Source organism: Desulfoluna sp. CLI2B (assembly GCF_056847375.1).
In genome coordinates this window covers 2,134,014-2,147,445 of the sequence record NZ_CP186557.1, presented here as the reverse complement: position 1 = coordinate 2,147,445, position 13,432 = coordinate 2,134,014, and the positions used below count along the sequence as shown (strand labels likewise).

The 13,432-nt window shown below is 58.2% G+C and carries 11 protein-coding genes; 8 read left to right on the top strand and 3 right to left on the bottom strand.

Annotated elements, in window-relative coordinates; genetic code table 11:
- Nucleotides 1-131: 131 nt before the first annotated feature.
- Both ACOYW2_RS10280 and ACOYW2_RS10275 read right to left on the bottom strand, forming a co-directional pair.
- A complete protein-coding gene (locus ACOYW2_RS10280) occupies nt 132-2,168 on the bottom strand; it encodes an FAD-linked oxidase C-terminal domain-containing protein (protein ID WP_482770334.1) in 2,037 nt (678 codons plus the stop codon).
- A gap of 18 nt (nt 2,169-2,186) precedes the next feature.
- Entirely contained in the window at nt 2,187-2,840 is a 654-nt protein-coding gene (locus ACOYW2_RS10275) for an FAD-binding oxidoreductase (RefSeq protein WP_482770333.1), read from the bottom strand.
- A gap of 593 nt (nt 2,841-3,433) precedes the next feature.
- Between ACOYW2_RS10275 and ACOYW2_RS10270 the strand changes: the two genes are divergently transcribed.
- Together ACOYW2_RS10270 and ACOYW2_RS10265 are read left to right on the top strand one after the other, a co-directional pair.
- Nucleotides 3,434-3,640 (top strand): hypothetical protein, encoded by a 207-nt coding sequence (locus tag ACOYW2_RS10270; RefSeq protein ID WP_482770332.1) that lies wholly within the window; start codon nt 3,434-3,436, stop codon nt 3,638-3,640.
- Between the two features lie 5 nt (nt 3,641-3,645).
- The gene (locus ACOYW2_RS10265) at nt 3,646-4,698 is read left to right on the top strand and encodes a 3-dehydroquinate synthase family protein (protein WP_482770331.1); all 1,053 of its coding nucleotides are present in this window, start codon (nt 3,646-3,648) and stop codon (nt 4,696-4,698) included.
- 16 nt (nt 4,699-4,714) lie between these two features.
- Here ACOYW2_RS10265 and ACOYW2_RS10260 read toward each other — a convergent pair whose 3' ends face one another.
- A complete protein-coding gene (locus tag ACOYW2_RS10260) occupies nt 4,715-5,155 on the bottom strand; it encodes an acyl-CoA thioesterase (RefSeq protein ID WP_482770330.1) in 441 nt (146 codons plus the stop codon).
- A 416-nt stretch (nt 5,156-5,571) separates the two neighbouring features.
- Between ACOYW2_RS10260 and ACOYW2_RS10255 the strand changes: the two genes are divergently transcribed.
- The 6 genes from ACOYW2_RS10255 (at nt 5,572) to ACOYW2_RS10230 (ending at nt 13,411) form a co-directional block, all read left to right on the top strand.
- Nucleotides 5,572-7,356 carry a sigma-54 interaction domain-containing protein gene (locus ACOYW2_RS10255; protein WP_482416408.1) on the top strand — a complete coding sequence of 595 codons (1,785 nt, stop codon included), beginning with the start codon at nt 5,572-5,574 and terminating at the stop codon, nt 7,354-7,356.
- Between the two features lie 481 nt (nt 7,357-7,837).
- On the top strand, nt 7,838-9,271 hold the full coding sequence (locus tag ACOYW2_RS10250; RefSeq protein ID WP_180145087.1) for a hypothetical protein: 1,434 nt from the start codon (nt 7,838-7,840) through the stop codon (nt 9,269-9,271).
- A gap of 76 nt (nt 9,272-9,347) precedes the next feature.
- The gene (locus ACOYW2_RS10245) at nt 9,348-10,058 is read left to right on the top strand and encodes a nuclease-related domain-containing protein (RefSeq protein ID WP_482770329.1); all 711 of its coding nucleotides are present in this window, start codon (nt 9,348-9,350) and stop codon (nt 10,056-10,058) included.
- Nucleotides 10,059-10,324: 266 nt separating this feature from the next.
- Nucleotides 10,325-10,696: a hypothetical protein gene (locus tag ACOYW2_RS10240; RefSeq protein ID WP_482770328.1), complete on the top strand. Its 372-nt coding sequence runs from the start codon at nt 10,325-10,327 to the stop codon at nt 10,694-10,696.
- A 938-nt stretch (nt 10,697-11,634) separates the two neighbouring features.
- Nucleotides 11,635-13,086 (top strand): 4-hydroxyphenylacetate 3-hydroxylase family protein, encoded by a 1,452-nt coding sequence (locus tag ACOYW2_RS10235; RefSeq protein WP_180145078.1) that lies wholly within the window; start codon nt 11,635-11,637, stop codon nt 13,084-13,086.
- Nucleotides 13,079-13,411 (top strand): hypothetical protein, encoded by a 333-nt coding sequence (locus tag ACOYW2_RS10230; RefSeq protein ID WP_482770327.1) that lies wholly within the window; start codon nt 13,079-13,081, stop codon nt 13,409-13,411. Before ACOYW2_RS10235 ends, ACOYW2_RS10230 begins: the two co-directional genes overlap by 8 nt.
- Nucleotides 13,412-13,432: the final 21 nt, after the last annotated feature.

Below are 13,432 nucleotides of genomic sequence, written 5' to 3'. Positions count from 1 at the left end.
CTGCCCAAACATGCACCCCCGCCGCCCCTACACCCCAGGGTTAACGCATTTAGATTTTTGCCTCCGGCGGCCCTGCCCCCATACCCTATGCCCCATAACCTATGACCTTATTTCCCTCTATCCTCTTTCCCCTACATCTCCCCCGTCCTCACGATACGCTCCGTGCACCGATCCACCAGGTAGAGAATGGATGAATAGGTGATGCCGCCGTGGAGGGAGAGGCCGATCTCGCAGGTACGGCTGGTGGAAAATCCTTCCCGGCAGCCTGCCACCTTATCCTTCAGGCCGTCCAGGGCCGCTTCGTTCAGCTCAGGGACGTTGAATCCCCGGTCTCCGGCAAAACCGCAGCAGTTGATGTCTTCCGGCACCACCACCCGTGCGGCACAGAGTTCGGCCAGCTCTTTGAGCTTTCCCTCCAGGCCCAGCTTGAGGGTGGTGCAGGTGGCGTGGACGGCGATCTTGTCGTCGCTTTGGTTGAAGATGAGGCGCTTTTTCAGGAACTCCAGGATGAACCCCACGGGCTCATAGAGGGCAAGGGATTCGGAAAGGGTCTCTTTCATGTGGTAAAGGCAGGGGCTGGTGTCTGCAAGGATGGGGTATTCACCGTCCCGGCTCGCCGCCATCAGGGCCTTTTCAAGCTCAGCGGCCTTTTTATCGGCCTGGCGGGTATACCCCTTGCTGGCAAAGGGAAGGCCGCAACAGAGTGTGTTGAGTCCCTCGGGGATGATCACGTCGTAGCCCGCCTTTTCAAGGACGGAGAGGGTCACGTCCCCCAGTGGACGCTTATCTTCCATCTGAAGAGAGGCGCCAAAGCTTCGACTGATGCATGAAGGAAAGTAGACAACCTTCAGGGGATTCGATGATTTTCCTTTGAGCTTTCTCATTTTCTTTGCTGCGTCGGGGAGGGCACGGTTCCACATGGGAAGCGTCTTGAGGGAGAGGCGGCGGGCATGCATGGCCACGGCCTCCATGATGCCGTCCCCGGCAAGCTTATGCACCATGTGCGCCCCTTTGAGCCCTGCCCGCACTGTGCGGGTGGTCCCGTTGTAGTGGTCGGCCAGAAAAGAGGCGGTGTGGTTGCCCATTTTCCCGGTGGCCTCGGCCCGCTGTTTTTTGGTGAAGGTCCCGGTGTTGATCCCCACGGGGCACCGCTGGGCGCACAGGCCATCTGCCGCACAGGTCTCAAGGCCAGGGTACTGATATCCCCTCTTCCACTTCCGGGCACCGGAACTGTTTTCAAGACGCTTTGCCTCCCTCCAGGCGGTGATGCGATGCCTGGGGGTAAAGGTCAGGTTTCTGGAGGGGCAGACTGGCTCGCAAAACCCGCACTCGATGCACTTGTCCACGATCTCATCGGCAGCGGGCATGGGTTTGAGGTGGGTGATATGGGCCTGGGGATCGTCGTTCAGGATCACCCCGGGGTTGAGGATCCCCTCGGGATCGAACAGGGCCTTGATCTCCTTCATGAGGGCGTATGCTTCCCTGCCCCACTCCATCTCCACATACGGCGCCATGTTGCGGCCGGTGCCGTGCTCGGCCTTGAGGGAGCCATCGTAGGTGGTCACCACCATGCCGGCCACCTCGTCCATGAAATCCCGGTAGCGGTTGATTTCTTCCTGTTCTTCAAAGGCTTGGGTAAACACGAAGTGAAGGTTCCCTTCCAGGGCATGGCCGAAGATGATGGCTTCGTCGTAGCGGTATTTTTTAAAGAGGGCCTGAAGTTCCAGGGTGGCAGAGGCCAGGGAGTCCATGGGAAAGGCCACGTCTTCGATGATCACCGTGGTGCCGGTTTCCCGCACCGCCCCCACAGCCGGGAAGAGCCCTTTCCGAATGGCCCAGAGACGCGTGAACTCCTCCGGGTCCGGGGTAAACACCGTGGGAACCACCTGGGTGAGATCGGCCAGGGAGGCCGTGACGGTTTCCACCTGGGCGGCAAGGGCCTCCCGGGTTTCGGCCCGGGTCTCCACCAGCAGGGCGGTGACGCCGTCGGCCAGCCCTTTGATGGCTTCGGGCATGCCCTCCTTGTCCTCCACCGACTTTAAAGCGGCCCGGTCCATGAGCTCCACGGCGGCCACGGGCTGTTTTTTCAAAATCATGGTGGCGTTGCAGGCGGTCTCGATGTCGGGAAACAAAAGAAGGGCCGAGGCTTTGTGGGGATGCTCCACCACGGTGTGTAGGTCACCAGCTCAGAAAACCCCGAGGGTCCCTTCCGACCCCACCAGCAGGTGCTTGATGATGTCAAACGGATCATCAAAGTCCACCAGGGCGTTGAGGCTGTAGCCTGTGGTGTTCTTGATCTTGAACTTCCGGCGGATCCTGTCGGCAAGCTCGGGGTTGGCCTTGACGGCATCACGCAGGTCGCAGATCCCTTTGAGCATGTTCGGGTGCTCGTCTGCAAAGCGACTCCTGCTGGCGTCGTCTTCGGTATCGAGGACCGTGCCGTCGTAAAACACCGCCCGAATATCCGCAATGGTCTTGTAGCTGTTCTCCGAGACCCCGCAGCACATGCCGCTGGCGTTGTTGGCGACGATCCCCCCGATCTGGGCGGTGTCGATGGAGGCCGGGTCCGGGCCGATCTTCCGGCCGAACTGCCCCAGCCTGCTGTTGGCCCAGCTTCCGATGACCCCGGGTTGGAGCCTTATTTTTTCGGCGTTGTTAAAAATCGCGCACCCCTGCCAGGTGTGGCCCAGCCTGACGAGGATGGAATCGGTGACGGCCTGGCCCGAAAGGCTTGTTCCGGCGGCACGGAAGGTCACCGGCAGGTTTCGCGCCCCGGCTTCCCGGAGGAGCCACACCACCTCCCGCTCCTCTTCCACGGTGATCACGATCTTCGGCACCATGCGATAAAAACTGGCGTCCGTGCCGTAGGCCAGGGTAAAGGGGAGCCGTGGTAATTCGCTCCGGCGGGATCACTTGCTTCATGGCGCGTAAAAAGGCTTTATACTCTTTGGTCAGCATGGCGGGTCCTCGCTGATGGGTTGGCAGAGGGTTGATCAAACCACCGAAGCGTTTAGGAAAAAGGCTGAAAAAACATTGGGAAGGAGGAAGGGAAAAACGAAGGGGACGGATGGCATCCGACGAAACAGCCCCGGCTTTTTCTTCATATTATGGAAAAACCGATGTGGGGTGTCAATGGGTATCCCGAATATTGCCCTGTCACGACAGGTAGTTGCGAATCCAGAAGGCGCGATATCGTCGGAGACGAACCGCCGCGATTCCATGCTGCCAATGCCCCTTGAAAGGACGACATTCTCAAATTGTCATCATAAAATGAATATGCTATGGTTTTGTTAATTTTTTGCTGTCATATCGGTTACCCACGCCGTTGATAAACCTTGGACAGCACTGTTATTCCTGATTCTCATCGTCATTTCCAACCATGGATTTTGGATCCCAACACTCAGTCACGACAACCCTTTCAGGGGAGGTTTTGATGAATCGCACTCGCTTTCAGGTCTTTCCCACCTATACCCAGGAATTCCACACCCACCACAGCTACCCCGTCTGCTTTACGAACAACCTGTTTACCGGCACCAATCAGACCATTCGCCGGACCCTGACCAAGATGAACGATGCCCCCCTTCGATGCGCCATTCTCGTGGACTCGGGTGTGGTGGCCCGCGCAATGGAATCTGGTTAAGCAATATGATCCGCCACTTTCAAAAAGAGCATCCCTTCTTTGAACTCTGCCACGCACCCTTTATCATGTGCGGCGGGGAGTCCGTTAAAAACAGCCAGCGCATGGTGGAGGAGACCGCCACCATCGCCCATGCCCACGGCCTGACCCAGGAGAGCCTGGTGTTCGTGGTGGGGGGCGGAGCGTTTCTGGACGCGGCCGGTACGGCCCTGGCCCAATGCCGGGGCGGCATCAAAACCATCAATGTCCCCACCTCCACCCTCTCCCAGTGCGCGGCCGGCATCGGAACCATGCGTTATATGAACACCCGAGGGATCAAGAATTTTTCCGGCATCACCGCCCCTCCCTACGCCGTGTTCATCGATTTTTCCCTGCTCAGAACGCTCCCCTTCGAGCACCACATCAGCGGCATGGCCGAAGCGTTCAAGATGGCCCTGTCCGCCGACACCGAATTTTTCTTATTTCTGGTGAAGAAGGCGCGAAAGCTGCGTCAGAACGATCTGGAGACCGTGGAAAAGGTGGTCCACAAAACCGCCACCCTCCACCTGGACCGGGCCCGTGCATCCAGCGAATCCACCCTCGACGAAGGGTCGAGCCTGGGGTGCCGTGTCGCCCACTGGCTGGAGACCCGCTCCGGGTACAAACTCCCCCACGGGCACGCCCTGTCCGTGGGCATTGCCCTCAACGCAAGCTACGCACGCCACACAGGCTCCCTGTCCGAGGCGGACTTTTCCCGGCTCGTCAACGGACTTGTCACAAGCGGCCTGCCGGTCTGGAACCGGTTTCTTGAGACCCGGTCCGAAAAGGGTTCCCTGGAGGTGACGGCCATGCTCGCCCGCTCCCTTCAGAGTACCTCAGAGCCCCTCATGGTCCCCGACGGCCTCGGTGCGTTGAAAGCCGTCTCTCATCTGGATTTCAAAGCCTTTGAAAAGGGAATCGGCGTGCTTCGGGGGCACTGCCGAAAAGAGTTCTCCGGGGATCGGCGCCTCTTTGTGGTCACCCCCTGGAACAAAACCGTGCAGAGCGACCTGTCGGGCCAGGGCGCACACGCAGACCAATAACCTCGCAGAGACAGGGTTAGTTGCCGCACCCAAAATCAAGGGTCTTCGCCTTGAACGCCGCGGGCAGAAACGCAATGCGACGCGCTGCGTAGTTGAAGGCAACGAGCCCTGTCTCCGCAACAGCAACGGTTTTGCCGCTGCATGTCACATGATAGTGGATCCGAAACCCTGCCTCTCCCACCTCACCAAAGGCGCACCCCACGGTGAGGTTGTCCCCCAGAAAGGCCTCGGCCCTGAAGTTCACCACCAAATCATCCATGACGATGCCGGTCTTGCCGTCGCCCAGGTCCCCTTCGTGGACCCCCATGGACCGAAACAAGGCCACGCGGGCGTCGTGGAGGATCCCCACCATTTCTGAATTTCCCACATGACCGCCGTAGTTCAGGTCTCCCACCCGCACCTGGATATCGCAGGTAAACGGGTACTCTTCTTTCAGCGCAAGCTTGATTCGAGGCATGATTATTTCCTGTGCAAAGTATCTTGGGTCCATGGCCCCGGAGGCCGGAAGGACACGTATTTTTTCTCAGCCCGACCATCGGCCGGATTTCAGTGATAGCTGAAAGCAACCGAAAATGGAACCCGAAACAAGGCAACTCATTCCTTGTTTTCCCGTTGTCAGAAAAGGATTGATCCCGTCATCTTTTGCCTGTTACAACACATACTGTTTTCCAGGCACACCCATGGCATCCCATGGATTTCCAATTTTGCCGACAGGACGACGATGTCCTGCCTCGCGAACAGATGATCCAGGTGAATCAAGCCCCGAGCTGGTTCGAGTCTGGTGCGATGACGGTCAGTCCATCAAGGATGATGCGGCCCCGGGCACCCCGTTTCGAATGAGATCCCGGTTTGTTGCAGGTGGAGAGAGGTTGTATGACCAAGCAGACCAACCCCGTGGCCCGAGGCGATGCTGGCGCATCATTTTTTCAGAACCTCATGCAGAATATCTCGGCACAGATCATCGTGCTCATGGACTCCATCCACAACCCCGTGGTGGGAGTGGACAGCCGCAGCCGCGTGGTGCTGTGCAACCAGACGTTCACCAAGGTGGTGGGACTGTCCCGGGACGAGGTCATCGGAACCCCCATTGCCTCCATCATCCCGGAAACCCGGCTGACCCACATCGTGGCCACCGGCAAGACCGAAGCCGCCAAAAAAATCCGCATCGCCGGAAAGACCTACCTTGCCAACCGCACCCCCATCGTCAACGACGGCAACGTGGTGGGGGCCATGGCCCTTCTTCAGGATATCACGGGCATCGAAGCCCTGGGCAATGAGCTCAGGCACTCCAGCGACACCAACGAAGAGCTCCAGGCCATCATCGAGTCCTCCTTCGACGGGATTTTCGTCACCGACGGCACCGGCACGGTGACCCGGCTCAACCGCGCTTACGAGCGCCTCACCGGTATCAAGCGTTCTGAGATCATGGGCAAATCCATGACAGAGCTCGTCAACAAAGGGTACTACAGCGAGTCTGTCACCTTAAAGGTTCTGAAGAGCAGGCAGCCCGAGTCGGTGTTCCAGGAGGTCAAAAACGGCAAGACCATCATGGTTACCGGCACCCCGGTGCTGGACAAAGAGGGTCAGATCGCGCGGGTGGTGACCAACGTACGGGACGTCACCCAGCTCAACCGCCTCCAGCATGAGCTCTGCTCCATGCAGACCCTGCGTTCCCATTACGAGGTGGAAATCAACAGCCTGCGCCAGGAGAAGGGGGACGGCCAGTACGTGATCCGCTCCAAAAGGCTTCTGGAGATCAAGGCCCTTGCCATGCGCATCGCCCAGGTGGACTCCACTGTGCTCATCCAGGGAGAATCCGGGGTGGGCAAAGAGATGGTGGCCGAGATGGTCCACGAAAACGGCAAGCGCAAGGGAAAGCCCTTTATCAAGATCAACTGCGCCTCCATCCCCGAAGCCCTTTTGGAAGCCGAGCTCTTCGGCTACACCCCCGGCTCCTTTACCGGGGCCTCCAAAAAGGGCAAGGCAGGCCTTTTCGAAGCCGCGGACAACGGCTCCATCTTCATGGACGAGGTGGGGGAGATGTCCCTTCCGCTTCAGAGCAAGCTCCTTCGGGTCATCCAGGAAAAGGAGATCACCCGCATCGGGGACACCCGCCCCATCACCGTCAACGTGCGCATCATCGCCGCCACCAACCGGGACCTGGAAAAGATGGTCCAGGAAAAGACCTTCCGCAAAGACCTCTTCTTCCGGCTCAACGTGGTCCCCATCCACATCCCCCCGTTGCGGGAACGCTCTGAGGCCATTGTGCCCCTGATCCGGCATTTCCTGGCCAAGTACAACAAGCGCTTCGAGTTTGCCAAGCAGATCGACCGGGAAGCCGTGGACATCCTCACGGCCCACCCGTGGCCCGGCAACGTGCGGGAGCTTGAGAATGTCATCGAACGCCTGGTGGTGATCACCCCGGGGGAGCTGATTTGTGCCGCGGACATCCCGGACTCCATCCGAAACCCGGATGGAAACGGAGGGCTCCCCTCGTTGACGGGGAAACCCTTGAAGGAGCTCCTTGAAGAGGTGGAGGCCCGGGCCATTCAGGAGGCCCTCAAAACCCACGGCACCACACGAAAGGCGGCCGAAGCCCTGGGCATCAATCAGTCCACCGTGGTGCGCAAGGCGTCCCGGTACGGCTTGCGCCCCTGACCAGAACTGATGCATGGCTGCATTTTTGCGATGCCCCACAGCATCACCCGATCACCACAGACTGTTTGAAGAAGTATTTTAGCATGTTACCTGATTCTACCCACCAGATTCTCGCCACCGGAGATGCCGCCGTGCATCGCCGGTGTACCGCGTCTTCCCTTCGTCCGCACCTGTTGCCCGTCAAACATCTCTCCTGTGACGTGATGGCCGTAAGCCCCGTAAACATTGGACACCCTGAAGGTCCTCCGGGCAGAGACCGGCCCTTTTTACCACCGGAGTAAGTCATTCCTGCGGCTTGGCATGCTCCTTGCGAAATACCACCTTCGAAAGCCGGTCATGATCGGTCTTCGGCAGGAGGATTCCTCGTCGGGTCACAGTCTGTGTGCATCACATACACAGTCAGGCCGGGCGGATTGCAGGGAACACATTGCTTGCCGTTGCCCGGAGCACTGAACGTCAGATGTTGGAAGGAGAATGAAGCATGAGTAAATACCGCGAGCACGGTGGCAAGCAGTCCGGGATCCCCATGGGACCCCTAACGCTCAGGCTGCCCTTTATTCACTACCGTTTCGAATGGCCGGATTACCTCCAGGGCCTGTTGATGTGCACCGTCTGTCTGGCCATTATCCCCGTCCTCACCGGCAAACTGGGCATGTCCTTTGAGGTGGCCCTGGCCATCGTTATCATGAACGGCACCCTTTACCTTGCCCACGTCACCTTCGGCGACCCGGTGGTGCCTGGCTGGGTCACCCCGGCCATCCCCCTTCTCATCGCCTATGTGGAGACTTACGCCCCCGGGGTTGAGCGCATGCAGTGTCTCATCGCCTTTGAGATGATGTTCGGGATTTTCTGTGTAATCCTGGGGGTCTCGGGGCTGGCCAAGAAATTTGTCTCCATCATCCCCAACGCCATGCAGTCCGGCATCGTGCTGGGGGCGGGCTTTGCCGCCGTCATGATCGTCTTTAAGCCCGGCAACGGTCTGAAAAGCTTCGACAACTTCCCCTGGACCGTGGTCATCTGCGTGGGCCTTGCCTTCTACCTCCTGTTTTCAGAACACTTCAAGAGCCTTCGAACCAAAAACAAGTTCTTCTTCTATCTTGCCAACCTCGGCATGATGCCCACCCTGGCCCTGGCCGTGTTTGTGGGGCCCCTCACCGGTGAGCTCTCCTGGCCCACCTTCACCGGAGAGATCATCACCTCCCCTGATTTTGCGACCCTTTTCAGGGATTTCACCATCCTCGGCAACATCCCCATGCCCTCGGGCCACATGTTTATCTCCAGTATCCCCATGGTGGTCAGCGCCTACCTCGTTATCTTCGGCGACGTGATTCAGAGCCAGGCCCTTCTCGACGACGCCCAGAAGTACCGCCCCGATGAGGACATCGACTACAACCCCAACCGATCCCACATCATCTTCGGCGTACGTAACACCATCATGAGCGTCATCGGCCCGGACATCTCCATGTGCGGGCCCCTGTGGGCGGCCATGCAGGTGGTCCTGTGCGAACGATACAAGCACGGGCCGGAAGCCATGGACTCCATCAGCGGCGGCGCAGCCTCCTTCCGTTTCGGCACCTGGACCGGCTACTTCCTGGCCCCCATTGTCTCGGCTGTGAAGCCCATCCTGGGCATCGGCCTGGCCTCCACCATGCTGATCCAGGGTTATGTAAGTGTCCGCATCGGGGTCCTGAAATCCCGGTCTTACAACGACCTGGGCATTGCAGGGGTCACCGGCGCCATCGTGGCCACCCGCGGGGCTGCATGGGGTCTGGGGGCTGCCATCGTCATGTGCGCCCTCATCTACTTGGGCGGAGACAAGCGCAAGGCCTACATCCAGGAAGAGCCTGTCTTCCCCGGAGATTCCCCTGAAAAAATCAACAAAGAGATCGAAGAGCACGTGGGCAACGTCGCCTAACGCGATGTAAACCGACACGACGCCGCCCCGCCCCTTTGCGGCGGGGCGGCATCACACCCCAGAAGGAGTTCACGCCATGGCATACATTCAAGGCAACCCCGTTGAAGGGCTCAAGCAGACCGTCACACGCCACCTTTTTCTCATGGGCACCGTCACCGTGGTGCTGGCAGGGATGATGCTCGCCTTCTCCGAGGACCCCGTGGCCGAGGCGGGCCCCATTGCCGCCATCACGGTAGTTTGCGCCGCCATCATCGGCTTTGTCTCCTTTCGCTCCAACCCCCTTGCCCTGACCATGCTCTTCAAAAAGGACCGGTTCGGGGAAGCCGTGGCCCGGGAAGAAAAGGTCATCACCCATCTGGAGGCCCTTTCCGACCGCTGTTACGTCTTCAACAACCTCACCCTGGAGCTCTTCCGCATCGACCACCTTGTCATCTCCCCCTGGGGCATCTTTGTCCTTGGCCGCGTCCGCAAAGAGGGCGAGCTCCACGTAAAGGAAAAAATCCTCCACGCAGGCCAGACCTCTCTGGACAGCCTCTGCACCAGCACATGGCGTATCTGCCACCTCCTGAACATCGTCATCCGCAAAGGCTGGAGCCAGGAGATCATGCCCATGCCCGTCATTGTTCCCCATGAAGCTCACCCCAGCCGGACCAAGGCCGTGGACAGCATCATGATGGTGGAGGCAAGCCGTCTGCCCTCTTTCATTGAGTCGGGCCGTAAAGAGACCATCTCCAAGGAGATGGTGGACTCCATTACCGCCTATCTCCTCAAGCGCTACACCGCTTAACCCGGATCTTTCATGAGAAAACAGCCATTTAAAAGAAAAATAATATGATCTCGGATAGATGCAATAAAAATGTCAGCTATTTTGAAAATGTAAATCAGCGTTTGCTGTTTGATTTCCTCACCCTTCGGGCGAGCCGAATGCACCCATCTTCTGCGTTATCAGAGCTTTGAGGTAAAACACTACATCTGCAGCTTTGATGCCTTGAATATGGGTGCACTCGACTCGTGAAATATCCAGGTTAATCACATACAAAAGGGAGTTTTGCCATGAACAGCCTGCACCGCCTGACGCTTTCCCCCACCCGAAAAATCGCCCTTGCCACCCTTACGGCGGCATGGGCCCTGGACCTGGGCTACGGCATCTTCGTGCTCAAGGGCCTCTCCCTCATCAAGATCACCCTGCTGCTCCTCTCCTTCACCCTGGCCCTGTCCGACAAAAAGAGCGGCGCCATCGGGTGCGCCGTGGTCTCCTTTTTGATGGTCCTCTTTTCTGCGGGCACCGCCGCCACCCTGAGCCAGCAACCGCCCTCCTCCCACCTCATGGTCACCCTGGTGTCCCTGGCCCTTTTCCTCATCACCACCCTTGCCATGGGGGTGGCGGCGATAAAGCAGGGAAAACAGGTGATAGGTGATAGGTGATAGGTGATAGGTGATAGGTGATAGGACAAAAAAGAGATCTATCTCGTGACCTGTCAAGACGGTTTCCTCCCCCTGAACTGCAACACACCTTTTTAACAACGTATCGCACCCTCGAACCACAAACACACCACTACCATCCCCCCCAGAACTCCCCATAAAAGATCTAAGCACCGGTGGTCATCATGCTGCGTATCTGCCCAGGACACCGACGGCTTTCGTCTTGGTGCGTGGGACGCACCCTACGTGGTGTCGATCGGTGTTTTTTTTGTTGGTGCCACAGGGTGTTGTAGGGTGCGCCGTGCGCACCGCAGGCGATTCATGCCTCTGAATTAGCCGATTTCATGAGGACATGCCGATTGGCAGGTGGTTAAACCCAAAGCCGGTGGTTTGCGTTAAGTAAATCGGTGCGGGAGCCGCACCCTACGGGCCCCGATGCCCCCCCAATTCTCATCATAAATCCGTGTCTCCACACCCTGTAGGGTGCATTTATGCACCATGTTCGAAATGCCACCAATTATCGATTTTTACATAAATTCAGGGCAATACAGATATTTCCAGTCACTCATAGTTAAAGCCATAACCCTTGATGCGCCAGCGCATCACAATGCATCCATGCATCTCCCGTCCAACCCCTTGTTTGCATGCAATTTCTTACCCCGAACCCACGAAAGCGATGCTGCTGTGCATCTCTCATCCTGGTGGGCTGTCGAAGGGTCGCCCATGGCATGGCCTGCGAAGCACCCTGTGTAATGACTTGTTATTATACACAATCAAAACAAATCAAGTAAATTCAGGTTAAAAAATGACTTCCTGGCATGCTTCTTGGTATATCTATCACCAGTCATTTTGGATGGCCGGCTTTCACCCCATTCAATCTCTTGTTAACGCCCTGATGTCGGGACGTTCCATCCATGAAGTTAGAACAAGGAGTAAGCGATATGAAAACCGCAGCGGAATACGAAGCAAGTTTGAGAGAACTCAATCTGAACGTCTACCAGTTCGGTAAAAAAGTAGAAAATGTCGTGGACGATCCCATCATTCGCCCCTCCATGAACGCCGTGGCCGCCACTTATGACTGTGCCCACAAACCCGAGTACGAAGACCTGATGACGGCCACCAGCCACATCACCGGCAAAAAAATCAACCGTTTCACCCATATCCACCAGAGCACCGAGGACCTTGTTAAAAAAACAAAGATGTGCCGTCTTTTGGGCTCTTTGACCGGATGCTGCTTCCAGCGCTGCGTGGGCATGGACGCCATGAACGCCCTGTCCATGACCACCTTTGATATCGACGCCAAGTACGGCACCGAATACAACAAGCGCTTTCTTGCTTATCTGGAATTTGTCCAGGAGAACGACCTGGTCTGCGACGGCGCCATGACCGACCCCAAGGGTGACCGAGGCCTGCCCCCCCACAAGCAGGCAGACCCCGACATGTTCCTCCACGTGGTGGAAGAGCGGGAAGACGGCATCGTGGTCCGGGGCGCCAAGGCTCACCAGACCGGCGCGGTGAACTCCCATGAGATCATCATCATGCCCACCATCTCCATGCGCGAAGAGGACAAGGACTACGCCATCAGCTTTGCCCTGCCCAGCGACGCAGAAGGGATCACCTACATCATGGGCCGTCAGTCCTGCGACACCCGCAAGCTCGAAGAGGGCAACATCGACCGCGGCAACGTGCTGTTCGGCGGCCATGAGGCCCTGGTGGTCTTTGACGACGTCTTTGTGCCCTGGGATCGTATCTTCATGTACAAGGAGTGGGATTTTGCCGGCCAGCTCGTGGAGCAGTTCGCCTCCTACCACCGCCAGAGCTATGCCTGCAAGGCGGGCGTGGGCGACGTCCTCATCGGAGCCACCCAGACCATCGCCGAGTTTAACGGCGCCCAGAAGGCCTCCCACGTCAAAGACAAAATCATTGAGATGAACCACCTCAACGAAACCCTCTTCTGCGGCTCTGTTGCCTGTGCGGCCGAAGGCCACAAAGAAAAATCCGGCACCTACCTGGTCAACACCCTTCTTGCCAACGTCTGCAAGCAGAACGTCACGCGTTTCCCCTACGAGATCTCCCGGCTCGCCCAGGACATCGCTGGGGGTCTCATGGTGACCCTGCCCTCTGAAGACGATTACCGCTCGCCGGAAGTGGGCAAATGGGTGAAAAAGTACTTCAAGGGCAACGACGAAGTGGACACCGAAGACCGCATGCGCATGCTGCGCCTCATCGAAAACCTCACCCTGGGCACCGCGGCCGTGGGCTACCTCACCGAGTCCATGCACGGCGCCGGCTCTCCCCAGGCCCAGCGCATCATGATCTCCCGCCAGGTGAACCTCAAGCAGAAGCAAAAAGTTGCCAAGCGCCTGTGCGGCATCACAAAGGACGATGAGTAAGTCGGATACGGGGGCCCTGGCAGAAGACCACGGCCCGAGGCGTATCGGCCTGAAGTATTGCGGGGGGTGTGCCCCCCGCTACGACCGGGTCGAGCAGGTCAAGGCCATGGAGCGAGAGCTTCGCGGACTGGTCACCCTGCTCTCCCCGGACGCGGAAGGGCTGGAAGCCATACTCATTGTAGCGGGCTGCCCCACATGCTGTGTGGACGCCTCGGACTTCCGGCCCCTGCCTGTTCTCAGGATCCGGTGCGAGGCCGACGCCCGCCGATTTATCGACGACATACGATCCGAACCGAGCCGTGACCTGGCCGGGAGCACACTCTGAAGTGGTTGGATGAGGAGAGCA

Coding starts and splice junctions, on each gene's coding strand:
- ACOYW2_RS10275 (WP_482770333.1), bottom strand. CDS start 2,840: ATGGTGCCGAAGATCGTGATCACCGTGGAAGAGGAGCGGGAGGTGGTG.
- ACOYW2_RS10270 (WP_482770332.1), top strand. CDS start 3,434: ATGAATCGCACTCGCTTTCAGGTCTTTCCCACCTATACCCAGGAATTC.
- ACOYW2_RS10265 (WP_482770331.1), top strand. CDS start 3,646: ATGATCCGCCACTTTCAAAAAGAGCATCCCTTCTTTGAACTCTGCCAC.
- ACOYW2_RS10260 (WP_482770330.1), bottom strand. CDS start 5,155: ATGCCTCGAATCAAGCTTGCGCTGAAAGAAGAGTACCCGTTTACCTGC.
- ACOYW2_RS10255 (WP_482416408.1), top strand. CDS start 5,572: ATGACCAAGCAGACCAACCCCGTGGCCCGAGGCGATGCTGGCGCATCA.
- ACOYW2_RS10250 (WP_180145087.1), top strand. CDS start 7,838: ATGAGTAAATACCGCGAGCACGGTGGCAAGCAGTCCGGGATCCCCATG.
- ACOYW2_RS10245 (WP_482770329.1), top strand. CDS start 9,348: ATGGCATACATTCAAGGCAACCCCGTTGAAGGGCTCAAGCAGACCGTC.
- ACOYW2_RS10240 (WP_482770328.1), top strand. CDS start 10,325: ATGAACAGCCTGCACCGCCTGACGCTTTCCCCCACCCGAAAAATCGCC.
- ACOYW2_RS10235 (WP_180145078.1), top strand. CDS start 11,635: ATGAAAACCGCAGCGGAATACGAAGCAAGTTTGAGAGAACTCAATCTG.
- ACOYW2_RS10230 (WP_482770327.1), top strand. CDS start 13,079: ATGAGTAAGTCGGATACGGGGGCCCTGGCAGAAGACCACGGCCCGAGG.